Below are 24,495 nucleotides of genomic sequence, written 5' to 3'. Positions count from 1 at the left end.
CAGGCCCCACGCCACACGGACGATGGCCTTCACACTGAAATCCGGAACAGGAGTTTCCATGGGCGTTTTTGCGCAACAGCAACGCAAATGGTGGGCTTTGCTCGGTGTGAGCATCGCCAGTTTTCTCGGCTGCGTCGACTTCACCATCGTCAACACCGCGCTGCCGGCGTTGCAGGCCGACCTCGGCGCCTCGGTGGGCAGCCTGCAATGGGTGATCAACGGCTTCATCCTGGCGTTGTCCAGCAGCATGGTGCTGGTGGGCAGGCTGGCCGACCTGAAAGGCCGCCGGCGGGTACTCAACCTCGGGCTCACGGTCTTCGGACTGGCCTCGCTGGCGGCAGGGCTGGCCAGCACCATCGATACGCTGGTGGCCGCGCGGATCGCCCAGGGCCTGGCCTGCGCGGTGCTGTACACCGCGTCGGGGGCGATCGTCGCGGCCACCTTCGCCAGCGAGGAACAGGGCAAGGCGTTCGGCGTGCTGTTCGGTGTCAATGGCATCGGCCTGGCGGCGGGGCCGGTGTTGGGCGGGCTGATTACCAGCGCCTTCGGCTGGCAATGGATCTTTCTGGTCAACGTGCCGTTCGTGTTGCTCAGCCTGGCGATCATCGCCGTGGCGGCGGACGAGTCGCGGGCCGGCGAGGACGGCGCACGGCTCGACTGGCTGGGGGCGGCGTTGCTGCTGCTGGGTTTGCCGAGCCTGGTGCTGGCCATCGTCCAGGGCGCCGACTGGGACTGGACCTCGGCCAGTACCCTGGGCCTGCTGGGGGTGGCGCTGCTTGCCCTGCTGGCCTTCGTCGCGGTCGAGTTGCGGGTCGAGGCGCCGATCATCGACTTGCGCCTGTTCGCCAACCGCCGCTTCGTCGCGGCGGTCACCGCCAGCTTCGGCCTGGCAGTGTTCTATTGCGTGGCATTTTTCGTGATGCCGTTGTACCTGGCGTTGATCCGTGGTGAGAGCGTGCAGACCAGCGGCCTGCTGTTGCTGCCGACCACGCTCGGCGTGGCGTTGCTGTCGCCGTGGGTGGGGCGCCTGGTGGACCGCAAGGGCCCGACATTGCTGGTGCAGGCCGGGTTACTGCTGTTCGTGCTGTCCGCCGTGCTGCAGGCGGCATTCGGCGAGCAGACTTCGTTGCTGCACCTGCTCGGCGCCTTCGCGGTGATGGGGCTGGGCTGGGCGTGCATCCTCGGGCCTTCGACGGTGCTGGGGATCTCTTCGGTACCGCAGCAGGTGAGCTCGGTGGCCATGGGCTCGCTGATGACCCTGCACAATGTCGGCGGTGGGCTCGGCCTGGCGGTCGGGGTGGGGCTGTACCGGGCGGTGGCGGCCGATACCTTGTCCGGCGCCACGGGCGTACCTGCGCAGACCGCTTGGCTGGCCAGGGCGGCGGCGGCGCCGGAGCAGGGCGCGGCCCTGCTGGGCGAGCACCTGGGGCAGGGCGGCGACGTCCTGCAGGGCTGGGTGCATGCCGCGTTTCTCGACGGCTACCAGGCGTTGATGGTGTTCCTCGCCGTCAGCCTGTTGCTGGTCTGGGGCACGGTGACCCTGCTGCTGCGCACGACAAAAGCACCTGCGCCTGCCCAGGAGCCCAGCCATGGCAAGGCGTGACGGCCGCCTGCGACTGGGGGCTTTTCTCTCCGGCGCCGGCGCCCACGCCGGCAGTTGGCGACACCCGCAGGCCGACGCCGATGCCTCGATCAACTTCGAGCGCTATCGACAGTACGCCCAGACCCTTGAGCGCGGATGTTTCGACGTGCTGTTCCTCAACGACAACGTCGCCGTCGGCGAGCTGGATCCACGGGTGCTGCGCAGCAGCGCCCACAGCCTGCGCTGGGACCCGCTGACCCTGCTGCCGGCACTGGCGGTGGTGACCCGCCACCTTGGCTTGATCGCCACCGCCAACACCAGCTTCAACGAGCCGTACAACATCGCCCGCACCTTCGCGTCCCTCGATCACCTGTCCGCTGGCCGCGCCGGCTGGAACCTGGTCACGGGATTGATCGGCGGCGAGAATTTCAACCACGCGGCGCACGTGTCCCATGCCGATCGCTATGCCCGTGCCGGGGAGTTCTTCGACGTGGTCACCGGGCTCTGGGACAGCTGGGCGGACGATGCCTTCCCGCTGGACAAGGCCTCCGGCACCTGGCTGGAGCCCGCGCGGATGCGGGTGCTCGACCACCAGGGCGAGCATTTTCGCGTGCGTGGCCCGTTGAATGCGCCACGGCCGTTGCAGGGCTGGCCGGTGATCGCCCAGGCCGGCTCCTCTGAAGCCGGAAGAGCGTTGGCGGCGCGCAGCGCCGAGCTGGTGTTCACCGCCCAGCAGACCTTGACCGAAGGCCGGGCATTCTATGCGGACATCCACCAGCGCCTGGCCGTGGCCGGTCGGCCGTCGCAATCATTGCTGGTGTTGCCGGGCCTGGCGCCCGTGGTGGGGCGCACGGCCAGCGAAGCGCAGGAGAAGCACGAGCAACTGCAGGCGCTGGTGGATCCGGAGGCGGCGCTCAAGGCACTGTCGTTCCTGCTGGATATCGGCATCGACCTGGAGCGGCTGCCACCCGATGCCCCGGTTGTGCTGCCGGCCCCGTTGCCAGTGACCGAACGGCACAAGAGCCGCCAGCAGCTGGTGGTGGACCTGATCCGCCGCGAACGGCCCACCGCCAGACAACTGCTGGCCAGGCTCGGCGCAGGCGGACACCGGCTGCTGGTGGGCACGCCCGGACAGATTGTCGAGGAGATGGCCTGCTGGTTCGAGGAAGGCGCGGCGGATGGCTTCAACCTGCTGTTTACCCATCTGCCGGGCGGGCTGGATGATTTTATCGGGCAGGTGGTGCCGGAGTTGCAGCGGGTGGGCTTGTTCCGGCGCGAGTATGAGGGGCGTACGTTGCGGGAGAACCTGGGGTTGCGGTATGTGCCGAACCGGTATTTTTCGAACTGAGCGTGGCACCTGTGTGGGCTTGACCCGCGATGGCGCTAAAGCTATCGCGGGGCAAGCTGCTCGGGACTGTCAGATTTTCTGTGTGCGGGCCGGTAATGGCCTGACAATGGCCTGCGTCAGGCAGGCCCTGACTCTCACTAGGTCGGCCTGATGAACCGATCTCCGTCGGGGAGAACGCCGGGTGCGCCAGGATGCGGCGCAGGAAGATAATGTTGGTCTTCAGCCCCCCAATGGCGAACTCATCAAGCATCGCCAGCAGTCGCAGGCGCGCCTGTTCGTGGTCCTGGCCCCAGGCGATCAGCTTGCCCAGCATCGGGTCGTAGAACGGCGATACCACGACGCCCTCGCTGACTAGCAGCTGGCGCATTTTGGAATCGGATTTCCATAGTGTGAGTAGGGTCGTGTTTTAGAAGTATTGAAGGCTAGCTAAGAAAGTTTCGTAACCGATCCATGAAGTCGCTGATGAAATTTCTCAATCCCTGCCCGAAACGAGGATAAAAGGTTATCGGTTCAGGGTTCGGGTGGGGTGCCGTACGAATTGTCATAGAGACGAGATTCCCCTGTGAGTCGAACGCATGACTGACTGGTACCTGTTTTTGGTAAGTAGTTACTGGCCTGTTGGCTAGCCGGGCTAGAACCAATCCTGGGGGCTTGACAGGATTGAAGTTATGATCCTCATACCAACTACCAGCATGGCAGCGAATGAGATGTATCGGTCCATTGGATAGTTCTATGTTTTCTCTCTTCATTTCTGCTAATAGCGCTTTGGGTTCGAACCCTCCAATTGTGCTGGTTCTAGGGCGCCCATGTCCGGCGATTACTGTCATGTTGTCGGTGTTGTGAATTATAGTGATGGCCCTAGCCTTAGGCGTTTCGCCAGTCAACTCTCCAAGGTACCGCACCGAGCCATCAGTTTTCTGAAGAGGAATAATGTGCGGTTTTCGCCGATGCCCTGAAGGGTCGCTGAAATTTATTGGATCCCCGGATGCAAATGCGTAGCTGTTGATCCCCCCTAGATCGAAAGGGCTTTCACTGTCCGGGCTACAAAATCTCATCAGAGTTGGTACATAAGAGCGCTGCCCCTTGCCAAGTAAATAATGGAGAGTAGGTTCCTCGGGGCGCTCACCCTTGAAAGCGATCGGTAGCAGTTCCTCGCGTCCAGCTGTGCCATATACGCTGAACATGCTGGATTGGACCCTGGCCACATAAAATGTTCGCATGGGAGTGTGTTGCAAATCGCAGGCGGCAAGGTTGACGAAATTTTTATCGGCTGTAGTGAGTAGCCAACCAACCGGTAAGCCACCGTGGCTTAAAATTGAAGTCTGACGTTCTTCCTCAAGAATCGTGGTGCGATTGTTATCAAGGTAAAAGAATCGCTTCACATGAAGCTTCCTGTCGACCATTGGCATACCCTGACTTCTCAATTAGTTTTCTTCGATAGGACATTTTTGCCGTAACTCATAATCACGGCATGTCGTGGGGCTATCAACTGGCAAATTTATCAGTTCTCCGGTCTATCCTTAGGCGTTCACCGGCGGCTCCAGGCTCGGCGGGTCGCCCACCGTAGGCGGCACGGTCGGCTTGATCGGCAGCTCGTCCGGGTCCTCCTCGGGCACCGGCGGCGGCAAGGTCGGGTCGTCGATGTTCGGGTCGGGTGTCTCCGGTGGAATGGGAATGTTCATGGGCCTGGCCTCGCGGGATGAATGAAGAGGTGTCGCAGGATTTGACCGGGGCTTGCGCCCTGCGCTCATTCTTTTTGAACCCTCGCGCTTGCGCACGGCTCTGAACCCTTTCCGCCACCAGCCCAAGGGAGCATGGTCGATGTCTGGTAACGAGCCGTTCGAAAGCGTGCCCATGGCGGGCGATCACCCGGACCAGGCCCCCAGCCGGCGTTTGCACTGCGTGGTCATGCATTCGCCGGGCAACGACCTGTGGCTGGCCGACTTCACCCCCACCGAGCTGGGCCTGCACCTGTTCAGCATCGAGGCCTAGATCGGCCCCTGGGCCACCTATTGCCAAGAAATACAAATTGTTGCTGCACCCCGACGCCGCACGTCTGATGGGGAGGCCGAGCACCGCAGCTACCTCACCCGCAGTCGCGAATTCCCGCTGGACGTGGACCGCGAGGCGACCCAGTTTGCCAGCTGGTATGAGCTGTTCCTTCAGGTTCGCGCGCAGAGCGTGTTGGGGCTGCGAAGTGCCAGGCGGCAGCAGCGATCTTGAAATCGAGCGCCGCCCGCGCGGCGCATCGCGGGGCAAGCCCGCTCCCACGCAGCCCCGTGCTACTTCAGAGGGGGCAGCTCAACTCCGCTGATCGAAGAAATGCCCCATCAGCTGCAACAACGGCCGGCGTCGGTTCTTCACCGCGAACTCCCATTCATGCGTCTGCGACGGCGCATGGCCGAGCTCATGCTCGCCCAGCAGCTTCTGCACCTTGGCCAGGCGGTACCAGGGCACGGAGGGGAAGGCATGGTGAACGATGTGCAGGTTGAAGTTGAGGATCACGAAGCGCGACCACAGCGGCAGGCTCTTGCAGTCGTGGGACACGCCGTCCTGCTCCCAGAACTGCAGGCGATCGGCATCGCGGGCGAGCAGCGGGGCCTCGGCGTGGTGCGGCAGGTTGAGCAGCTCGACCATGAAGAACAGGAACACCCAGGTGATCAGGTAGAACAGCACCAGGTCCAGCAGGTGCCCCAGGCTCCAGGCCAGCACGGCCGCCGCCAGGTAGCCGGCCAGGTACAGGCGGGCGAAGCGGATCTCCTTGAGGATCCGCGGCGAGCTGTCGCCCTTGGCCTTGGCGATGAAGGGCGCGCGCCAGTTGAGCAGGAAGTGGTTGGCGGCGATCATCGGGATCCAGTGCTTCCAGACGAACTCCAGGGTGCGCTCCTGCTTCTTGGTCATCACCGAGAAACGCTCGATCATGCCGCGGTTCTCCGGATCGTTCAGCGGGTGCGCGGTCCAGGTGTGGTGGGCCATGTGGAAGCGCCGGCGGACCAGGAACGGCAGGGCGATCAGCCAGCCGTTGCAGTGGCCGATGAAATCGTTGAACCGGCGGTTGGCCGAGGCGGCGCCGTGGGTCGCCTCGTGCATGATCAGGTAGAGCTGCACGGTGGCCAGACCTGCCAGCGCCAGGCCCAGCAACTGCAGGGCCGTTGAGTCGGCGAGCCAGAGGTTCCAGGCCACCGCCAGCAGCAGCAGGTCGGCGACCCACAACATCACGGTCCAGGGTTCCCGGGCGCCGTCGGGGATCTGTTTTCTTACACTAAGCCATTGGTCCTTGGTCACTTGCTGAAACTCCGATCGGTTAGCTGGCGGCCCGGGAAGCCGGGGCCGCGGGAAGGCTGCAGAGGTTGTTGGCCAGGTGCGCGTAGGCCAGGTCGAAGCGGGCGATGTCATCATCGAAACCGTGGCTGCGCGGCGCCACGGCGAAGTCCTGGAACACCAGCTGGATGCAGTCGTAGCGGCTGCCGTTCTCCAGGTGCCAGGCCGGCAGGTAGGCGGTGATCGCAAAGCCCAGGCGGCGCAGGCTGGCCAGCAGCTCCAGCTTGTCGGCCAGGATCACCAGGCCGACGTACTCGGCCTGGGAATACTGACGCAGCAGCGCGCCCAGCTCGGTCAGCACGGCATGGGTCGAGGCATAGTGGCCGCATTGGCCCGACAGCATCAGCGCGGCGGCCTGCGGGTCGTGGCTGTAGCTGAGCTGGCCATGGCGTTCGGCGCCGCTCGGGCCGCTGAGGTAGGTGTCCGGGTAGCTGCCGGGGACAACGGCAAGCTGCAGGGCGGGGTAGAGCAGCCTGCGGATATAGTCGGCGGCGCGGGTGGTCACGTACCAGGGGGCGACGTGCGCAAAGCGGGCCTGGGGTACGGGGTGGATGGCGGTCAGGTGATACTCGCGCAGGCCATCGACCTTGTCCGGGCCACCGTCATGGCCCACCAGCACGGCGGGGCGGATCTTCTTCATGACGCCGTGGCTGGCGATGTTGCGGGTAATGTAGAAGCCCAGTTCCATGGGTGCTGGCCGGTGCGTCTCGAAACCGAGGCGGACCAGGCTGGAGATGGCGCCGGTCCTGCGCGCGTCAGGGTGAATCACACCGTGGCACACCTCCCACGACTGGTTCCACGGGCGGCGGGCGATGCAGCAGCAGCCGACCAGGTTACCCTCGGCCTCGGCGACGAACCACTGCTGTTGCCCGCTGCTCATCGAGTAGCGGATGTAGGACGCGCTCTGGCAGGGGTGGGTGGTCTGCCCATAGACCTGCTGGAACAGCGCGGCGAGGGCTTCGATATCGGCGGGGTTGGCTGGGCGATAGCGCAGTGTTTCGGTTTCCGGCAACGGCGCAACGGCCGTTTGCGGTGAACGGGTCGCAGTCATGACGCACCTATTGTCTTTATTGAAGGCGAACGAAGGCAGTGACCGCCCAGGGCAGGTCACGGGTACGTGTCGGTTTTGGCGCTGCGGTCAGTGGCGAGGATGTCGTCGGTTGACGGCGGGGCTGGCGGGGGCGAGCAAAAGGCAAGGCAGGGCGGGTTTGAACGGAGCGTCATCCGTGAGCGTGGCCATTACGCAACTCCTGTACATGGCGGGGTTCTTGTCCGAGGCAAACAGAAATCCTTCCCGTTGCCAGGAAACCGACTATAGAGCCATGCCATGGGCTGTCAAACGCGCACGGAGGGTCGCCTGCGCGGTGGCCTGTGTGGGGCGGGCAAGGGGCGGATCAGCCCGCCCCCGGTTTTTCGGCACGCCAGGTTCCAGGGTCATGTGTTGTAGGCATAGGCTTACATGCTTACGCCCGTAATGACGACTCGGCGTTCAGCTATCGCTGCCCTTGGGATGGGCGATGATGCGTTGCGGTTCAGGTTTCCCCAGGCTCGGTGCAGGCACGCGCAGTGGCTGGCCGGCAGTGCTGTAGACCTGGGTGCGAGTGGCCAGCCCGTCGACCAGGGCGCCTTGCAACGGTTGCCTGGCCGGCGGCTTGCCACGGGCCTTGAGATCGGCGATCACCTCGTCGACCAGGGCATCGATCTGCGTGCTGTCCCGGTGGTGGGCGGTGGTGATCAGGTGCGCGGTATCCCCCGAGGTGGCCAGGCAATGCCGCTTCCACACGCTGGCCGAGGGGCAGGGGAACACCACGGTGATCGAGTTAGGGTTGCGCCAGGCCTCGATGCCGGCTGCCCGCAGCCGGTCTACCGCATGCTGGGCCAGGTCCAGGCAGCGCTGGATGCGCTCACGCCAGTCGTCCATGGAGCGGCTGCGCAGGGCGGCCCACATCATCAGCGGCGTATGGCCGTTGCGCGAGCCGCTGATGGTCTGGTCGCGGGCGCTGATGTAGTCGACCTCCACCGAGATGCGCTCGACGTTGGCGCGCCGGGCCACGACGATGCCGCAGGGCATCGGCGAGCCGATCATCTTGTGCCCCGAGACGCAGATCGAGTCGATGCCGTCGGCGAACGAGTAAGGCTCGGGGGCGTCGACGAAGGGCAGGATCATGCCACTGAGTGCCGCGTCGGCGTGCAGGTAGTAGTCCTCCCGGCGGATGCCGGCCTGGGCCAGGCGCTGCTGGATGACGGCGATATTGTCGGTGGCGCCGCGCAAGGTGGTGCCGATGTTGGCGAAGATGATCGGGTGGCGCTCGCCGTCGGCCGCGATCCGTGCGACCAAGTCGTCATAGTCCATCTCGCCACTGGCCTGGGACGCCACCACCTGGGCCTTGATGCGCAGCAGGCGGACGATCTTGGCCACCGAGTAGTGGGTGTCCTGGGAGTAGTAGAGCGTGGCGTCGGGGAATAGCTCGCGGGCCAGGTAGCAGCCGAACATGTTGCCTTCGGTGCCGCCATTGGTGACATAGCCCCAGCTGTCCTCGAAGGGGATGTGGAACAGTTCGGCGAAGAAGCGCATGACCTCGCGCTCGAAATCGAAGGAGTTGAGCAGGTAGTTGCTGTACTCGTTCCAGTCGCCGCAGTTGTTGATGGAGAAGCGCATGAAACGGTGCAGCAGGCTGTAGTCGAAATCGGCGGATTCGGGGTAGCCGACATTGAAGTACTGGTGGGTGAGGCAGTAGCGCCAGAACCCCTCGAGACGTGCGTGGTCGGCAGGTGAGAATGTCATGTCCAGCTCCATGGAGCGCGCCCGGCCGACCTGGGCCGGGCGCGTTGCGGGTGAAAGTCCTTGTCGGTGGTCGTGTCGGGCTCAGGCGGCCAGGGTGGCGCCGCCGTCGACCACGATGTCCTGCAGGGTCACGTGGCCGGCCTGCTCGGACGCGAGGAACAGCACCACATGGGCGATGTCTTCGGGCGTGGCGATCTTGCCCAGGGGCACGCCGAGCTTGAATTGCTGTGGCAGGCCGTCGATCAACTGCCGTTCTGCCGCCGGATCGCCCAGCATGCCGGCCAGCATCGGCGTGCGCGTCGAGCCCGGCGAGACCACGTTGCAGCGCACGCCGTAGGGCGCAAGCTCCAGGCCCACGCAGTGGCTGAGGCTGACCAGCGCGGCCTTGGAGGCGCAGTAGGCGGCCATGTTCAGGCGCGGCACATGGGCGGCGTTGGAGGCGACGTTGACGATGGCGCCGCGGCGCTGGCGGCGGAACACCGGGGTCCATTGGCGCATCAGGTAGAACGGCGCGCTGGCGTTGACGTCGAGGCAACGCTGCCAGTCCTCGCAGGACACCTCGTCGCTGAGCCCGAGCCGCAGTACGCCGGCGACGTTGACCAGCACATCGAGATACTGCGCCTGTTCCTTGAGCCGGTCGCAGACCCGTTGCACGTCGGCCGGGTCGGTCAGGTCGACATGCAGCAGCGGGAACGGCACGTCGGCCTCCTCGCAATCCAGGCCGATGACCTCGGCGCCTTCATCGACAAAGCGCTGCGCCACGCAGCGGCCGATGCCGCTGGCGGCGCCGGTGACCAGCACGCGCCGTCCAGTGAAGCGGGCCATGGCCATCAGGCAGCCCCCCGCGCTTGTACCAGCGACCACCAGCCGTCCAGGGTCGGCGCGTTGGCCAGCTCCTCGAAGCTGACGGCGATGCCGCGCTGCTTGAGCTCGGCCGCCAGCTTCATCACTTGCAGCGAGTCCAGGCCGTAGAAGATCAGGCTTTCCTGGGGATCGAGCTCGCTGTCGTCCTCGATCATCTGGCGCACCCGGCCGTGCAGCCAGTCGCGGGTGGTCACGCCCGCCGGCTGGGTCAGCAGGGTGGCGGTGTCGGTGACATGGCCACAGCGGGTGGCCACGTACTTCAGGGCCAGGCGGTGCTCTTCCTCGGAGAAGTCGGCCACCGCGTCGCCCACCAGGAAGGCCTGGATATCGTTCATGAAGGCATCGGCGGCGGTGATCATGCAGCCGATATGGGCGTACACGCCGCCGATCAGCAGTTGGTCACGCTGCCAGCCACGCATGCGTTCGAGCAGGTCGGAGCGTTGGAAAGCGCTGTAGCGCCACTTGGTCAGCACGGTATCGCCCGGCTGTGGCGAAAGCGCGTCGATGATCGGTTGCTGCTCGGGGCTCGCTGCCGGCAGGCCCGGGCCCCACATGGCGTTGAGCAGGGCGCGGTCTTCCGGCGGCTGTTCATGGGGCTGGGCGGTGTAGACCACCGGGATGCCCTGCGCGCGAGCCCACTGGATCAGCCGCGACAGGTTGTCCACCAGCGCGGTGAGCAGGGCTCCGTCCGGCTGGTAGAAGCGCAGGAAATAGCGCTGCATGTCGTGGATCAGCAGCACGGCGCGGGCCGGGTCGGGTTGCCAGGTGGTCTTGTTGGCCGGGTAGCTGGCCGGTTGCGGCATGGGATAGTCGTGGATGGTTGGAATGGTCATGTCGGGTCCTTGGACGGTCAGGCGGTCGGGGCGACGGCGAGCAGCGCGCGCAGTTGCTTCTTGTCGATCTTGCCCACCGCGGTCAGCGGCATGGCATCGATCAGCCGGATGCGGTCCGGGAGCTTGTATTCGGCGATGCCCAGGCCCATCAGGTGGCGGCGCAGGGCGATCGGCTTGAGTTGCGGGTTGCGCGAGACGATGAACGCGCAGCTCTTCTCGCCAAGCAGTTCGTCGGGCAGCGCCACCAGGGCGGCATGAGTCACGTCGGGGTGCATGACGATCAGGTTCTCGATCTCCTCCGAGGCGACCTTCTCGCCGCCGCGGTTGATCTGGTCCTTGACCCGCCCGACGACCCGCAGGTTGCCGTCGGCGCTGCGCTGGACGATGTCGCCGGAGTGGTAGAAACCGTCCTGGTCGAACACCTGGGCGTTGTGCTCGGGGCTTTTGTAGTAGCCGCAGAAGGTATAGGGGCCGCGGGTGGCGAGCATGCCGGGCTCGCCGTCAGCGACCGGCCGGCCCTGTTCGTCGAGGATGCGCACCTCGTCCAGTTCGCTGATCGGCCGGCCCTGGGTGGTGAACACCTGTTCGTCGCTGTCGTCCAGGCGGGTGTAGTTGACCAGGCCTTCGGCCATGCCGAAAACCTGCTGCAGCTTGCAGCCCAGCACCTCGGGAACCTGGCGCGCCAAGGCCTCGGCGAAACTGGCGCCGCCGACCTGCAGCAGGCGCAGGCTGCGCAGCTTGGCGGCGTGCCCGGGGGCGGCCTGCAGCCATAGGGCCACGGCGCTGGGCACCAGGGCGGCCATGGTCACGGCGTGGCGTTCGATCAGGGCGAAGCAGTGCAACGGCTCCGGGTTGGCCGCCATGACGATGCAGCCGCCAGCGTGCAGCACGCCCAGGCCACCGGGGGAACTGAGGGTGTAGTTGTGCGCCGCTGGCAGCGCGCAGAGGAAGCGCGTGGCGCTGTCGAGGGCGCAGATCTGCGCGCTGGCCCGCACGCTGTAGGCGTAGTCGTTGTGGGTACGCGGGATCAGCTTGGGGGTGCCGGTGCTGCCGCCGGACAACTGGAACAGCGCCACCTCGCCGGCGGCGCTTGGGGTGTAGTGGGTGCCGCGCACATCGGCGCTGGCGCTCCAGTCGTCGAGGGCATCGAGCATCAGCGTCAGTTTCGGGCGCAGGCCTTCCTTGGCCAGGTCGTCGAGGAACGCCTCGTTGCGGAATACCTCATGCTCCGCCGAAGCGATCAGCAGGGCCGGCTGGATCTGCCGGGCGAAAGCGCCCAGCTCGTGCTGGCGGTGGCTGTACAGCGCGTTGACCGGGGCGATTCCGGCCTTGAGCAGGGCGAACAGCACAATGTAGAACTCGGCGACGTTGGGCAACTGCACCAGTGCCGTGTCGCCCTGGCCAAGGCCGTGGGCGGCCAGGCGCGACGCCAGGTTGGAGGCGCGGCGGTCCAGTTCGCCATAGCTGATGCGGCGTTCGCCGCAGAGGATCGCCGGGGCTTGCGGCTGCACGGCGGCGCGGGCGATCAGCAACTGGCTGAGTGGCTGGTCGTTCCAGAGGCCGGCGGCGCGATAGCGTTGCGCCCGGTCTGTGGGCCAGGGGGTGAATTCGATGGTCATGGGCATCTCGGAAAGCCGGTTTGAGGTCAATGGTCCAGGCCACAGGCACGCAGCATGGTGCCGAGCTTGGTCTGCACTTCGTTCCATTCGCTGTCGGGGCTGGAGGCCTCGACGATGCCGGCGCCGGCGAACAGGCGCACGCGCTGGCCGCTGAAGGTGCCGCAGCGGATGGTCACCACCCACTCACCGTTGCCCTGGGCGTCGCACCAACCGACCATGCCGGTGAACAGGCCACGCTCGAAGGGCTCGACGAAGCGGATCAGCTGGCGGGCGCGCTCGGTGGGGTAACCGCATACGGCGGGGGTCGGGTGCAGGCGGCAGGCCAGTTGCAGGGCGTCGATATCGGCCGAGGCCAGTTCACCCTCGATACGCGTGGACAGGTGCCACAGCGCCGCAGTGCTGATCAGCGAGGGCCGCTCGGGGACCTGCAGGCGGCTGCACAGCTCGCCGACGCGCTGGGCGATGTCCTCGGTGACCAGGCGGTGCTCGTAGTGGTCCTTCTCCGACGCCGCCAGCCATTGCGCATTGGCGCGGTCGGCCTCGGGGTCGGCCATGCGTCGCACGGAGCCGGCCAGCGGGTTGCTGACGAAGGCGCTGCCTTGCTTGTGCACCAGCAGTTCCGGGCTCACCCCCAGCAGGGTGGAACCGTCGGCCAGGGGCGCGCGGAAGTGGTAGCCCTCGCGGTTCAGTGCCTTGAGGTTGGCCTGCACCTGGGCTGTGTCCACGGGCGCGGCAAAGTGCAGTTCGCGCTGTACCGAGAGCACGGCCTTGCGCACATCGCTGTGCTGGAAGTTGACGATGGCGTGGCGCACGGCGCGCTTGAAACCGTGTTCGTCGGGGATGTTGGCCTGGCTGAGCAGAGCAGGCAGCGAGCCGGGCTGTACAGGAGCCGCGGTGCGCGCCTGCCAGGTATAGGCCTCGGGAACGTACAGGCTGGAAGCCTGGGTGGTGTCGAAGGGGATCGCGCCGACCACGATGGGATTTTCCTGCCCGGCCTGGCGGGCGCGTTCGAAGGCCTGGTCGATGCTGCGCCGCAGTGCGCCACCGGCCAAATGGCTGCCGTGAGCCGGGGTGTCGATGCGTTCGCGCAGGCCGCTGACGCTCAGCTCGCGCTCGCCGGATGTGAATGAAAAGCTCGAATCCTCTTGGTTGAGCGGCATGGTGTCCCTGTCTTGCAAACGCAGGGTGCCTGTCTTCATGGGTTGCCTCCTTGGCGATGGGTGAGAAAGAAAACCTTGAAATATAATCATTCTCGTTAGTAAATATGAGGACGCGAAACACATGGATTTGTCAACTACGCGGGTAAGCGATGAGAGAGTTAACTTCGATGCAGGCCGCCTGTTGGATCGGGCGGGATGCACATGCGGCACTGGGTGGCGTCAGCGCGCACCTGTACGCCGAGTTCGATGGCCGGGCCATCGATGTGGCGCGCCTTGCCGGCGCACTTGAGGAGCTGTACCGGGCGCATCCGATGCTGAGCCTGCGCATCGACGGGCAGGGGCTGCAGACCATCGACGTAGCACAGCGCGCCCAACTGGAGCTGGAGGATTTCAGCGATCTGGATGGTCCAGCCGTGGAGCGGCGCCTCCTGGAGAAACGCCAGCAGTGGAGCCACCAGCGCCTGGACCTGAGCATGGGCCAGGGTGCGCGCTTCGGCCTGAGCCTGCTGCCGGGCAATGCCAGCCGGCTGCACGTGGACACCGACATGATCGCGGTGGACCCGTCGAGCTTCCGGGTGCTGATGGAAGACCTGGCCCGCCTGTACGACACCCCCGGCACCGCGCTGCCGACCACACCGAACTACTTCGACTGGCTGGACCAGGTGCGTGCCGATGCCGACCTGCGTGCCGCCCGCAGCCGCGACCGTGCCTGGTGGCGAGCACGCCTGGCGCAGATCGCCCCGGCACCCTCGCTGCCCTTGCTCCCTGCGGGGCCAGCACGCAGCGAGCGCTTTGCCGCTCGCCTTGAACCTGCGCAGTATCGTGCCTTGCAGCACGCGGCGCACGCACTGCGGATCACCTCGTCGGCGTTGATGCTCGGGCTGTTCGCGACCGCCCTGGGTGAGCACAGCGGCGATCGGCGCTTGCGCCTGAACGTCCCAGTGTTCTGGCGCGAACCGCTGCTGGAGCCTGTGCAGCGCATCGTTGGCGAGTTCGCCAACCTGGTGCTGGTGGATGTCGACTTCAGCGGAGTCGCCAACCTTGCCGCGCTGTGCCGGGACCTGCATCGGCAACTGGTGGAGCGTCTGGCGCACAGCGCCTATCCGGGCGTGGACCTGATGCGCGACCTGTCGCGCCATCACGGTACGCCGCAACTGGCACCGGTGGTGTTCACCGCAGGGCTGGACCTGCCTGGCGGCGAGCTGTTCTCCGAGCGGGTGAGCCGGGTGTTCGGGCCGATGGACTGGGTGATCTCCCAGGGCCCGCAGGTGGCCCTGGACGCGCAGGTGGCGCGGGCCGACGGCGGCCTGCTGATCAATTGGGACGTGCGCCTGGACGCATTGCCCGCTGACTGGGTCCAGGCACTGTTCGAGCGCTTCATCGCCCTGGCTGTGGCGGTGGCTGCCGACACGGGCGCGCTGCACCAGCCATTGGCGATTGCGGCGAGCCGGGATCGACCACTGAACGCTCTGCAACAGGCTTACCTGCTGGGGCGTGGCGAGCATCTGCCGCTGGGCGGCGTGGCCATGCAGGAGTTCCGCGAGTATCGCGGGCGCATGGACCTGGCGCTGCTGCGCAGCCGCCTCACGGACATGGTGCGCCGCCACGACAGCCTGCGCACCCGCATCGATGCCCAGGCATTGACCCAGTCGATAAGCGACCAGGTGCAGGTCAACCTGGAGGTGATCGACCTGCACGGGTTGACGGCCGAGCAGGCCCAGGCGCAGCTTGAGGTCCGTCGCGAGGACTATGCCCATGCGCTGTTCGACCTGGCCGGGCCGCCCTGGAATGTGACCGCCTTCCAGTTGCCACAAGGCGAGTTGGTGGTGTTCGTGCGCTTCGATGCGCTGATTCTCGATGGACGCTCCATCGCTACCTTGATGGTCGAGTTGTTCGACGGTCACTGCCAGCCGCTGACGGCCAGCGAGCCCACGGCGGCTGTCATCGACCAGAGCGAGGTGCGCAAGGCCGATGCCGAGTATTGGAAGTCAAAGCTGGCCGAGGTCGACGGCGCGCCAAGGCTGCCGAGGCGGCAAGCCTTGGACAAGGTCGGCGTGGCCCGATACGCCCGCCAGCGTCAGGTAATCTCCGCCCAAGCGTTCAAGGCATTGAGCCGCGCCGGTGCTCGTGAGGGCCTGTTCAAGAACTCGGCGATCATGGCCGTGGTGCTGGAAGTGCTCGGCCACTGGCTCGACGAAGGCAGCCTGTGCGTGGCGGTGCCGGTGGCGCCGCCCCAGGACGGCGCATTCGCCAACCGCTCCAGCTTCATCGCCGTCGATTGGCAGCGCGGCCTGCCCAGCCTGGCCGAGCGCGCCAAGCGCCTGCAGGCCGATGTGCTGGAGGGCTTGCAGCATCTGGCGTTCTCCGGCGTGGACCTGGCCCGCCTGCTGTACGACAGCAACGGCCCAGGCCCGGCGCTACCGGTGGTGCTGACCAACGGCCTGTCCTGGCCAGTGGGCGCGGTCGATGGCCCGATGTCCCTGAGCGCGGGCCTGACCCAGACGCCGCAGGTGGCCATGGACATCCGATTCTGCAACACCGCCGAGGGCGGGCTGGCGTTCGAGATCGACTATGCCCGTGAAGCGGTCGATGGCCGCTGGGTCGGGCAGTTGCTCGCAGCCTTGAACCAGGCGGTGGCGCAATTGGCCGGGCAGGCTGCATTCGAAGTCAACGCACGGCAATTCATCGACCTTGGCCACTACCGCCTGAACAGCAGCGAGGCGCAGGCCGAGCCGGTCGATTTCCTTGGGCGCATCGCCCACAACCTGTTCGGCCCGGACAATGGACGCATCGCCTTGCTGCATGGCGAGCGGCGCATCAGCTATGCCGAACTGGGGGAGGGTGTGAAGCGCATTGCCGGGGCATTCCAGGCCCGCGGGCTGCGCCCCGGCCAGGTGGTCGCCATTTGCCTGCCACGCGGTCCTGAGCACACCATGACGGCCCTGGCCTGCGCCCTGAGCGGGCTGGTCTGGGTACCGATCGACGCGGCGGCGCCCGAGGAGCGCCTGCGCTATCTGCTGGACAACTGCCAGCCGGCACTGGTGGTCGACGCCGTCGCGCCACTGCAGGCCAGCCCTCCGGCAGCCCTGGACCTGACGGGCCTGGCGGCCTTATCGGCGAGCACCGTGCCGGCCTACTACCTGTACACCTCCGGCACCACCGGCAAGCCCAAGTGCGTCGTGCTGAACAACCGCGCCACCGCCAACGTCATCGGCAGCACCTTGGCGCAGTGGCAGGTCAGCCGCGACGATGTGTTCATCTCGGTGACCCCGCTGCACCACGACATGTCGCTGTTCGACGTGTTCGGCAGCCTGTGCGCCGGGGCGGCGCTGGTGCTGCCCGAGCCCGGCGAGGAAAAGGATGCGCTGCGCTGGAACCAGTTGGTCAGGCAGCACGGTGTGAGCCTTTGGTGCTCGGTGCCGGCCATCCTCGAAATGCTCCTGGCCTGCCGTCAGGGTGATGGTCTGCGCAGCCTGCGCCTGCTGGCCCAGGGCGGCGACTACATCAAACCGGCGGTGATCGCCGAACTACGCGAGCAACTGCCCGAGGCGCGCCTGGTGTCCCTGGGTGGCCCGACCGAGACCACCATCTGGAGCATCTGGCACGAAATCGGTGAACAGGACCGCGCCAGGGTGCCCTATGGCCGGCCACTGCCGGGCAACCGCTACTGGCTGCTGGATGAGCACGGCGCGCATTGCCCGCAGGGCGTCGCCGGTCGTATCCACACCAGTGGGGTGGGCTTGGCCTTGGGCTACCTGGAGGACGGCAAACTGGTGCAGAACGACTTCGTCAATGTGCCCGACGAGCACGGCGCGCCAGTGCGTGCCTTCCGTACCGGTGACCGGGGCCGCTACCGCGAGGACGGCGTGCTGCTGTTCGACAGCCGGGTCAATGGCTATGTGAAGGTGCGTGGCGTGCGGGTGTCGCTGCCGGACATCGAGATCGAGCTGATCCGCCATCCGGCGGTGCAGCAGGTGCTGGTAGTGGATTACGGCGACACGCTACAGGGCGAGGCCTGCATCGGCGCGCTGTATGTACGGCGCCATGGTGCGCCGCCCGGCGCCGTGGCGTTGCGCGAACATGCCCGGGCCCTGCTGCCGCAGTCCCACGTGCCCACACGGTTTGTCGAGGTCGACGCCTTGCCGTTGACCGCCAACGGCAAGCCGGACCGCAGGCTCGCCCGCGCCTTGCTTGAAGGTGACACCGAGCAGGCGCCGATACCGGCGGCTGTGCCCAGCGACCCGCAGCGTCATGCCCAGGTGCTGGCGATCTACCAGCAGGTGCTCGGCGCCACACAGCCGGCCAGGGATTTCCTCGCCATGGGCCTGCGGCCGCAGCACCTCAAGCCGCTGGCGGCACGCCTGGGCGAAGCCTTCGCGGTGCGCCTGTCGCCCGCGCAGTTGCTGCCGTGCCGCACGGTGGAAGAGGTCGAGCGCCTGCTCGTCAGCGCCCCCGTGTGAAACCACCGGCCTGAATCAATCGCCCTGGGCCTGGCCTGGGGCGCCAATCATCGTTCTTGGGAAATCATCGAGCATATGGACATCGCACACCTGGATATCGCCGGCATCGGCATCGGACCGTTCAACTTGGGCCTGGCCGCGCTGCTGTCGCGCCACCCGCACCTGAGCTGCGCGTTCCTCGAGCGCAAGGCGCAGTTCCGCTGGCACGAGGGCCTGCTGCTGCCCGGCACCACCTTGCAGGTGCCATTCCTGGCCGACCTGGTGACCCTGGCCGATCCCTGTCACCCGCTGAGCTACCTCAATTACCTGCACCAGCATGATCGCCTGTTCCAGTTCTACTACTACGACCATTTCCAGGTGCCCCGGCGCGAGTACGACCACTATTGCCGCTGGGCGGCGGGCCAACTGCCGGGCTGTCATTTTGGCGAGGAGGTCACGGGCGTGCGTTACGACAACGCCAGCGAACGCTTCGTCATCGACAGCGTGTCGGTGTCGGGCCTGGAGCGGCGCTACAGCAGCCGCGACCTGGCCATTGGCCTCGGTACCCGGCCATGGTTGCCGGCCTGGGCGCGCACCCGCACCCAGGCGCCGTTGCTGCACTCGGCAGAGTTCGGCAAGCGTCAGGGCGAGCTGGAGCAGTGCCGGCGCGTGGTGGTGGTCGGTTCCGGACAGAGCGCCGCGGAGTGCGTGCTGGCGCTGTTCAACGCGCTGACCCCGGAGCAGGTGGAGGCGGGGGCGTCGATCCACTGGATCACCCGCTCGGGAGGCTTCCACCCCATGGAGTACTCCAAGCTCGGCCAGGAGTGTTTCACGCCGGCGTACATGAACTACTTCCACACCCTGGCGCGGGACAAACGTCGGGAGATCGTCGCCCAGCAGGGCCTGTTGTACAAAGGCATCAGCTTCTCGACCATCGGCGCGATCTACGACCTGATCTACGAACGCTCCATCGGCGGGCGCGAACCTGGGCTGACGCTGTTGTCCAGCTGTGACGTGGAGACGGTCGAGGAGCTGGGCTCGGCGGGGCTGCGCATGACCTTCCGGCACAGCCAGCTGGAGCAACGGGCAACGCTGGAAGCCGACGCGGTTGTCGCGGCGACCGGCTATGCCCATGCCTGGCCGCAATGGTTCGAGCAGCTCAAGGGTTCGGTGCTGGCCACCGACGCGCACGGCGACTGCATCGTCGGCGAGGATTTCACCGCGCAGCGTTGCGATGGCGGCAGTGGCCGCGTGTTCGTGCAGAACGCCGAGATCTTCCAGCATGGTGTCGGCTCGCCGGACCTGGGGCTGGGGCCGGTGCGCAATGCGGTGATCGTCAACCAGTTGCTGGGCCGGGCGCAGTATCGGGTGCCGCAACGCTCGTCGTTCCAGCGCTATGGGTTGCCGGAGGGGTGATTGGCGTTTGGGCTGCGAGGTGTTCGCCGGGAGGGATGTTGCGCCTATGAAATCGAGCGCCGCCCGCGCGGCGCATCGCTGGCAAGCCAGCTCCCACATCTGTTTCGGGCCAGTCTGTCCTGTGAAGTTGTCGCTGTCCGCCTTGGTGCATGTCTTGAGACAAGTGGGACGCCAGTGATGCCCACGCTGAGACCGTGTCGTACCCACAAGGCGTACAGCCGCGGCGGCGCAGGCATAACTGGCCCGAAACAGATGTGGGAGCTGGCTTGCCAGCGATGCGCCGCGCGGGCGGCGCTCGATCTTGAAGGCGCTGAACCTCTTTCGCCAAACACATAGCAGGCGACGCTCAATCCCAGAAGCGCCGCCCACCTTGAACTACAAAACCACCGCAGCCAAAGCCCGCCGGCCGCCATCCACCTCGGCCAACACACCGAACGCCGCCGAAATCATCGCGCACAGGCGCTCGACCTGAGCACCGCTGTAGCGATCGCTGCGGTAGGTGACCACCAGGCGCAGCGAGCGTTGGCCATCGAACACATCTTCCATGATCTCGAACTGCAGGCCGAACATCGACTCGCTCTTGTCCGGGTCGATCTGCTTGTAGCGGATAGCCCGGCCATCGGGTGCCTGCAACGCGCCATTGAGGGCGTTGTTGGCGTGGATCTGCACATACACATCGAACATCAGGCCCTCGGCGGGGGTCATGCCCAGCGCCTGCTGGATGGTCTCCATGGGCACGTCGGCATAGGCCATCGAGTCGTTGATCATCCGCGTCACCTCGCCCAGCAACCCGGCCAGCGACTGTTCGGGGGCGAACTGCACCCGGTGGGCGACCATGGTGGTGAAGTAACCGACGGTGTCGAAATACGCAGGGTCGGTGCGCCCGGACGCCGAGGTGCCGATCACCAGGTCCGAGAGGTTGCCGAGCTTGTGCAGCGACAGGGCGATGGCGGTGTAGATCACACTGAACAGCGATGACTGATGCAGCCGGGCACTGGCGCCCAGTTGCTCCAGCATGCCGGGTTCGGGGCGCAGCTCCAGCCAGCGCGCACGCGTGGTCGCCTGGTCGGCGGGCAGCAGCGTGGCGTCATCGCAGGCGGGCAGGGCGAGACCGCGGGTGGCGTCGCGCAGCAGCTCGGTCCAGTACGCCAGGTGGCGCGGGTTCGGGCCCTGGGCACTCTGGGCCAGGGCGAATTCGTGGAAGGTGCGCGCCGCCGCGGGCCATTGCGGCGCCCGGTCCTGGGCGCGGGCCAGGTAGGCCTCGACCAGTTCGGCCATGATCACGTTCAGCGACCACTCGTCGATGGCCATGTGGTGGACCAGGAACGACAGCACCTGGTGGCCACTGTGCGGGTCACGCAGCATGCGTAGCCTGAGTGGCAGTTCGCGGGCCAGGTCGAAGCGGTGCTTAGCCTCGCTGGCCAGGCTCGCGCCAGCGCTTTCGGCGCTGTTCCAGAACCACTTGAAACGGCCCAGCTCGGCCAGCGGCACGATGCGCTGGCAGGCGTCGTCGCCCTCGCCATGGTAGGTGGTGCGCAGGCTGGCATGGCGCTCCAGCAGGTCGGTGAAGGCCTGCTGCAGCAGCGCCTCGTCCACCGGGTCGTGGAAGTCCAGGGCAAAGGGCAGGTTGAAGATAGTGCCGTAGTCGAAGGCCGCACAGGCACGCCACAACGACGCCTGGGCCAGGGCCATCGGCGCCTGCTGGATATCCACGGCCTGATCGCTGGCCTGGCTGGCTTGCCCTTGGCTCAGCTTGGCGCGTGTGGCCAGCGCCGAGGCGCTGGGCGAGGCGAAGAAGTCGCTGAAGCGCAGTTCGATGCCATGCTCGCCCTGCAAGCGCCCGATGATCCGGGTGGCCAGCAGCGAGTGGCCGCCCATGTCGAAGAAGTCATCGTCCAGGGTCATGTCAGGCTCCGCCAATGCCTGGCGGAACGCGTCGAGGATGCGTTGCGCGATGTCCGTCGAAGGCGCCTGCGACAACGGTTCGAGCACCAGTGGCTGGTCGCCGGCCTGGACGTCATAGGCGGTGCGGATACGTTCGAGCAGGGCTTGTGGCGGCTGTCGCAGCACCGCATGGCAGAGCAGACCGAGCGCAGCCTGGTGATCGCCGGCCAGCAGCAGGGCCTCGAACGGCGGCTGCGTGGTGGAATCCCAGGGCGCCGCCTGGCGCGTCCGCAGCAGGGCGTCCATGCCCTCGGCCGCGCTCCGTTCGATACGCAGGCACGGGTACCAGCCGGGTTCCTGGGTCTTGTACAGGTCGCCATCGTCGCTGAAGTGGTAGCGGCTATTCAGGCCCGGCGTGGCTTCGACCACCGCCTGCACGGCCAGGGCCAGCAGCGACAGGTCGGCCGTGGGCCCAAGGCGCCAGGCGCCCAGTTGCCGGTGCAGCTGCTCGGGTTGCTGTTGCTGGGCGAACCAGGCGAGTTCTTCGTGTTCATCCAGGGCCTGGGGCGAGGGTAGGGTGGTGTTGCGTTCCAACATGGTTAGCTTCCTGCTGTTCGATCGATCAAGGCCCGCGTCGGCCTTCACTGCCATCCGTGGATCGCGGTGAGTGGCCGCGCAGAGGGTTCGCACCACCGGGGTGCATTGCGTGAATCCCGAGGATTCGTTATGGTGAGAAAGATGCAAATAATTATCATCTAGATTGGCGCACGTCAAAGGAAGCCGTCTGGAATGCACCACGCTCAGGGAGAGGTACCGTGGACAACGGAACGTTCGCGCTTCGTCAACAGCTGCAACAGCTGTATCAGGATCATCACGGCTGGTTGTGCGAGCTGCTGCGCCGCAAGCTGGGCAACGCGGTGGACGCGGCGGACCTGGCCCACGATATCTACCTGCACCTGATGAACAAGGGCCAGGTGCCGACGGCGGAACAGTCGCGCTGCCACCTGACGCAGATCGCCAACGGCAAGGTCATCGACCTGTACCGCCGCCGCCAACGTGAAACCCGTTACCTCGAGGACCATGGCCTGCAGCCCGAGCCGCGGGTGCCGTCGGAAGAGGCGCGGGCGCTGGTGGTCGAGGCCCTGGGTGCGATCGACAGCGCCCTGCAACGGCATTCGCCCAAGGCCCGCCAGGCCCTGCTGCTGTGCCGGCTCGACGGCATGGCCCATCGCGCCATCGCCGCCGAGTTGCGGGTGTCGGTGTCCTCGGTAGAGAAGTACATCGCCGCCGGCATGCGCACCTGCAGGCGCTACCGCATCGGCAGTGGCGCCTGAGCGTGGGCATTGTTTTTTGCGGGTTTGCCCGCCTCGTACGGAATACAGGTTGAGAAGGACTGGCGGGCCAGGCGCCAAAGTGGCTGCCCGGCCTGCTCCTCGTGCTGAAAAGGAGCATTCATGAGTGTTGAACAAGGGGTGGCGGTGGAACAGCCCGCCAAGGGGCCGGTCGCCGCAGTGCTGGCGCCGATTCGCGGGCGCTTGATCATCGCCGGGTTGCTCGCCGCGTTGGGCGCCATGCTCAGCCTGGCGCCCCTGGCCGCGATCGCCGAGGTCGCCCGGCTGGCGTTCGCCGAAGGGCAGGGCGTCGCCCAGGCCTGGCCGGTGATCGTGCTGGGGCTGGGCTGCCTGTTCGTCGGCATGGCCCTGATTTCGCTGGGCGACCTGGTGGCCCACCTGGCCGACAACCACATCACCGGCACGCTGCGCCTGGCAATCATCCGCCGCCTGGCACGGGTGCCGCTGGGCTGGTTCACCAGCCGCGCCTCCGGCGAGGTGAAGCAGGCCATGCAGGACGATATCGGCATCCTGCACAGCCTCACCGCGCACTTCTACACCACCCTCGGACGCAGCGCCGGGGCGGTGCTGACGTCGATCGTCTACCTGTTCGCCATGGACTGGCGCATGGCGCTGGTGTCGATGCTGCCGTTCCCGCTGTTCTTCCTGTTCTTCGCCCGTGCCCACCAGGCCAGCGCCCGCAACATGCAGGCCTTCGGCGCCGGCATGGGGCGGATCAACCAGGCGGTGGTCGAGTTCGTCAACGGCATCCCGGTGGTCAAGGCCTTCGGTGGCCAGCGCAAGGCCCATGGCAGCTACCGCGAGGCGGTGGACGCCTTCGCCGCTGCCTTCACCGACTTCACCCGGCCGCTGGTCAGCGCCATGGCCAATGCCAACGCGATGATCGCGCCGGTATCGGTACTGGGCGTGGTGCTGGCGTTCGGCACGCTGTTCGTCGGCCTGGGCTGGATCACCCCGGTGCAGGTACTGCCGTTCGCCCTGGTGGCGCCGGGCATCTGTGCGCCGCTGCTGTTGCTGGCCTATATCACCCACGACCTGAACAACGCCACCGGTGCCGCTCAGCGCGTGCAGGCGCTGCTGAATACGCCGGTGCTGGAGACCGACGGCCAGGGCGCCGGCAAGCTGCCGGCCGATGCACGCATCGAGGTGCAGGGCCTGGGCTATCACTACGACCCGCGCAATCCGGTGCTGAGCGAGGTGTCGTTCGCCCTGGAACCGGGCACGGTCACGGCGGTGGTCGGCGCCTCGGGCGCCGGCAAGTCGACCCTGGCGCGCCTGTTGCTGCGCTTCTTCGATCCCAGTGCCGGGCGTATCACCCTGGGCGGCGTCGACCTGCGGCAGATCGACAGCGCGCAACTGTACCGACGCATCGGCTTCGTCCTGCAGGACGTGCGCCTGATCCATGCCAGCGTGCGCGAGAACATTGCCCTGGGCCGGCCTTCGGCGAGCCAGGAGCAGATCGAGGCGGCGGCGCGCATCGCCAATATCCACGAGCGCGTCCTCGCCCAGCCGCGCGGCTACGACGCGGTGATCGGCGAGGACGTGCAGTTCTCCGGCGGCGAACTGCAACGGCTGAGCATTGCCCGCGCGGTGCTGCTCGACCCGCCGGTGCTGGTGCTCGACGAAGCCACCGCGGCGGCCGACGCCGAGAACGAAGTCAAGCTGCAACAGGCGCTGTCGCGCTTCGCCCAGGGGCGCACGCTGCTGGTGATCGCTCATCGCCTGGACACGGTGATGCACGCCGACCAGATCCTGGTGCTGGACCAGGGCACGGTCGCCGAGCGCGGCAATCACGACGAACTGCTGGCCCGTCGCGGCCTGTATGCCCGCTTGTGGGCCGCCGGCGGCTATGCGAAGACGCGGGCGACCGCGCAGGTGGAGGAGCACTGATC

The 24,495-nt window shown here is 66.5% G+C and carries 16 protein-coding genes and 2 pseudogenes; 7 read left to right on the top strand and 11 right to left on the bottom strand.

What is annotated here, in order from left to right; translation table 11 throughout:
• Nucleotides 1–58: 58 nt before the first annotated feature.
• Nucleotides 59–1,603, top strand: coding sequence for an MFS transporter (locus ACZ9C1_RS05870; protein WP_476253725.1), 1,545 nt, complete (start codon nucleotides 59–61; stop codon nucleotides 1,601–1,603).
• Nucleotides 1,590–2,930: an LLM class flavin-dependent oxidoreductase gene (locus ACZ9C1_RS05865; RefSeq protein WP_457377615.1), complete on the top strand. Its 1,341-nt coding sequence runs from the start codon at nucleotides 1,590–1,592 to the stop codon at nucleotides 2,928–2,930. The genes ACZ9C1_RS05870 and ACZ9C1_RS05865 overlap by 14 nt, the downstream gene beginning before the upstream one ends.
• Nucleotides 2,931–3,069: 139 nt before the next feature.
• Here the strand turns inward: ACZ9C1_RS05865 and ACZ9C1_RS05860 are convergent.
• The 3 genes and pseudogenes from ACZ9C1_RS05860 to ACZ9C1_RS05850 form a co-directional block, all read right to left on the bottom strand.
• Nucleotides 3,070–3,282 (bottom strand): annotated as a pseudogene (locus tag ACZ9C1_RS05860) (3-methylcrotonyl-CoA carboxylase); the annotation flags it as partial.
• Nucleotides 3,283–3,352: 70 nt separating this feature from the next.
• Nucleotides 3,353–4,339, bottom strand: coding sequence for an RHS repeat-associated core domain-containing protein (locus ACZ9C1_RS05855; RefSeq protein ID WP_277504164.1), 987 nt, complete (start codon nucleotides 4,337–4,339; stop codon nucleotides 3,353–3,355).
• Nucleotides 4,340–4,450: 111 nt separating this feature from the next.
• Nucleotides 4,451–4,612 (bottom strand): hypothetical protein, encoded by a 162-nt coding sequence (locus ACZ9C1_RS05850; RefSeq protein ID WP_277504162.1) that lies wholly within the window; start codon nucleotides 4,610–4,612, stop codon nucleotides 4,451–4,453.
• Between the two features lie 139 nt (nucleotides 4,613–4,751).
• Here ACZ9C1_RS05850 and ACZ9C1_RS05845 point away from each other — a divergent pair.
• Nucleotides 4,752–5,090 (top strand): annotated as a pseudogene (locus ACZ9C1_RS05845) (maltotransferase domain-containing protein); the annotation flags it as partial.
• Nucleotides 5,091–5,231: 141 nt separating this feature from the next.
• Here the strand turns inward: ACZ9C1_RS05845 and ACZ9C1_RS05840 are convergent.
• From ACZ9C1_RS05840 to ACZ9C1_RS05810, 7 genes are all read right to left on the bottom strand, one after another.
• Complete coding sequence (locus tag ACZ9C1_RS05840) at nucleotides 5,232–6,215, bottom strand: fatty acid desaturase family protein (protein WP_476253724.1); 984 nt, start codon at nucleotides 6,213–6,215, stop codon at nucleotides 5,232–5,234.
• Between the two features lie 19 nt (nucleotides 6,216–6,234).
• Entirely contained in the window at nucleotides 6,235–7,302 is a 1,068-nt protein-coding gene (locus ACZ9C1_RS05835; protein WP_476253723.1) for a GNAT family N-acetyltransferase, read from the bottom strand.
• Between the two features lie 438 nt (nucleotides 7,303–7,740).
• Nucleotides 7,741–9,036 carry a histidine decarboxylase gene (locus ACZ9C1_RS05830; RefSeq protein ID WP_277504159.1) on the bottom strand — a complete coding sequence of 432 codons (1,296 nt, stop codon included), beginning with the start codon at nucleotides 9,034–9,036 and terminating at the stop codon, nucleotides 7,741–7,743.
• 81 nt (nucleotides 9,037–9,117) lie between these two features.
• Complete coding sequence (gene dhbA / locus ACZ9C1_RS05825) at nucleotides 9,118–9,867, bottom strand: 2,3-dihydro-2,3-dihydroxybenzoate dehydrogenase (RefSeq protein ID WP_476253722.1); 750 nt, start codon at nucleotides 9,865–9,867, stop codon at nucleotides 9,118–9,120.
• On the bottom strand, nucleotides 9,867–10,733 hold the full coding sequence (locus ACZ9C1_RS05820) for an isochorismatase (RefSeq protein ID WP_023632374.1): 867 nt from the start codon (nucleotides 10,731–10,733) through the stop codon (nucleotides 9,867–9,869). Before ACZ9C1_RS05820 ends, dhbA begins: the two co-directional genes overlap by 1 nt.
• A 17-nt stretch (nucleotides 10,734–10,750) precedes the next feature.
• The gene (locus ACZ9C1_RS05815; protein ID WP_430944303.1) at nucleotides 10,751–12,352 is read right to left on the bottom strand and encodes a (2,3-dihydroxybenzoyl)adenylate synthase; all 1,602 of its coding nucleotides are present in this window, start codon (nucleotides 12,350–12,352) and stop codon (nucleotides 10,751–10,753) included.
• A gap of 26 nt (nucleotides 12,353–12,378) precedes the next feature.
• Nucleotides 12,379–13,551, bottom strand: coding sequence for an isochorismate synthase (locus ACZ9C1_RS05810; RefSeq protein WP_476253721.1), 1,173 nt, complete (start codon nucleotides 13,549–13,551; stop codon nucleotides 12,379–12,381).
• 128 nt (nucleotides 13,552–13,679) lie between these two features.
• On the opposite strand from ACZ9C1_RS05810, the gene ACZ9C1_RS05805 reads away from it, so the two are divergent.
• A complete protein-coding gene (locus tag ACZ9C1_RS05805; protein ID WP_476253720.1) occupies nucleotides 13,680–17,972 on the top strand; it encodes an amino acid adenylation domain-containing protein in 4,293 nt (1,430 codons plus the stop codon).
• 75 nt (nucleotides 17,973–18,047) lie between these two features.
• Nucleotides 18,048–19,367, top strand: coding sequence for a putative histamine N-monooxygenase (gene basC / locus ACZ9C1_RS05800; protein ID WP_139671025.1), 1,320 nt, complete (start codon nucleotides 18,048–18,050; stop codon nucleotides 19,365–19,367).
• Nucleotides 19,368–19,742: 375 nt separating this feature from the next.
• Here the strand turns inward: basC and ACZ9C1_RS05795 are convergent, their stop codons facing one another.
• Nucleotides 19,743–21,848 (bottom strand): condensation domain-containing protein, encoded by a 2,106-nt coding sequence (locus ACZ9C1_RS05795; RefSeq protein WP_476253719.1) that lies wholly within the window; start codon nucleotides 21,846–21,848, stop codon nucleotides 19,743–19,745.
• 218 nt (nucleotides 21,849–22,066) lie between these two features.
• On the opposite strand from ACZ9C1_RS05795, the gene ACZ9C1_RS05790 reads away from it, so the two are divergent.
• Nucleotides 22,067–22,585: a sigma-70 family RNA polymerase sigma factor gene (locus tag ACZ9C1_RS05790; protein ID WP_476253718.1), complete on the top strand. Its 519-nt coding sequence runs from the start codon at nucleotides 22,067–22,069 to the stop codon at nucleotides 22,583–22,585.
• 120 nt (nucleotides 22,586–22,705) lie between these two features.
• The gene (locus ACZ9C1_RS05785) at nucleotides 22,706–24,493 is read left to right on the top strand and encodes an ABC transporter ATP-binding protein (RefSeq protein WP_476253717.1); all 1,788 of its coding nucleotides are present in this window, start codon (nucleotides 22,706–22,708) and stop codon (nucleotides 24,491–24,493) included.
• Nucleotides 24,494–24,495 lie beyond the last annotated feature (2 nt).

Source organism: Pseudomonas sp. TE21435, assembly GCF_056279265.1.
This window is presented reverse-complemented; position numbering and strand designations above follow the sequence as displayed.

Excerpts from the sequence above, each read along its gene's own strand:
- ACZ9C1_RS05870 (WP_476253725.1), top strand. The coding sequence starts at position 59 with ATGGGCGTTTTTGCGCAACAGCAACGCAAATGGTGGGCTTTGCTCGGT.
- ACZ9C1_RS05865 (WP_457377615.1), top strand. The coding sequence starts at position 1,590 with ATGGCAAGGCGTGACGGCCGCCTGCGACTGGGGGCTTTTCTCTCCGGC.
- ACZ9C1_RS05855 (WP_277504164.1), bottom strand. The coding sequence starts at position 4,339 with ATGCCAATGGTCGACAGGAAGCTTCATGTGAAGCGATTCTTTTACCTT.
- ACZ9C1_RS05850 (WP_277504162.1), bottom strand. The coding sequence starts at position 4,612 with ATGAACATTCCCATTCCACCGGAGACACCCGACCCGAACATCGACGAC.
- ACZ9C1_RS05835 (WP_476253723.1), bottom strand. The coding sequence starts at position 7,302 with ATGACTGCGACCCGTTCACCGCAAACGGCCGTTGCGCCGTTGCCGGAA.
- ACZ9C1_RS05830 (WP_277504159.1), bottom strand. The coding sequence starts at position 9,036 with ATGACATTCTCACCTGCCGACCACGCACGTCTCGAGGGGTTCTGGCGC.
- dhbA (WP_476253722.1), bottom strand. The coding sequence starts at position 9,867 with ATGGCCATGGCCCGCTTCACTGGACGGCGCGTGCTGGTCACCGGCGCC.
- ACZ9C1_RS05820 (WP_023632374.1), bottom strand. The coding sequence starts at position 10,733 with ATGACCATTCCAACCATCCACGACTATCCCATGCCGCAACCGGCCAGC.
- ACZ9C1_RS05815 (WP_430944303.1), bottom strand. The coding sequence starts at position 12,352 with ATGACCATCGAATTCACCCCCTGGCCCACAGACCGGGCGCAACGCTAT.
- ACZ9C1_RS05810 (WP_476253721.1), bottom strand. The coding sequence starts at position 13,551 with ATGAAGACAGGCACCCTGCGTTTGCAAGACAGGGACACCATGCCGCTC.
- ACZ9C1_RS05805 (WP_476253720.1), top strand. The coding sequence starts at position 13,680 with ATGCAGGCCGCCTGTTGGATCGGGCGGGATGCACATGCGGCACTGGGT.
- basC (WP_139671025.1), top strand. The coding sequence starts at position 18,048 with ATGGACATCGCACACCTGGATATCGCCGGCATCGGCATCGGACCGTTC.
- ACZ9C1_RS05795 (WP_476253719.1), bottom strand. The coding sequence starts at position 21,848 with ATGTTGGAACGCAACACCACCCTACCCTCGCCCCAGGCCCTGGATGAA.
- ACZ9C1_RS05785 (WP_476253717.1), top strand. The coding sequence starts at position 22,706 with ATGAGTGTTGAACAAGGGGTGGCGGTGGAACAGCCCGCCAAGGGGCCG.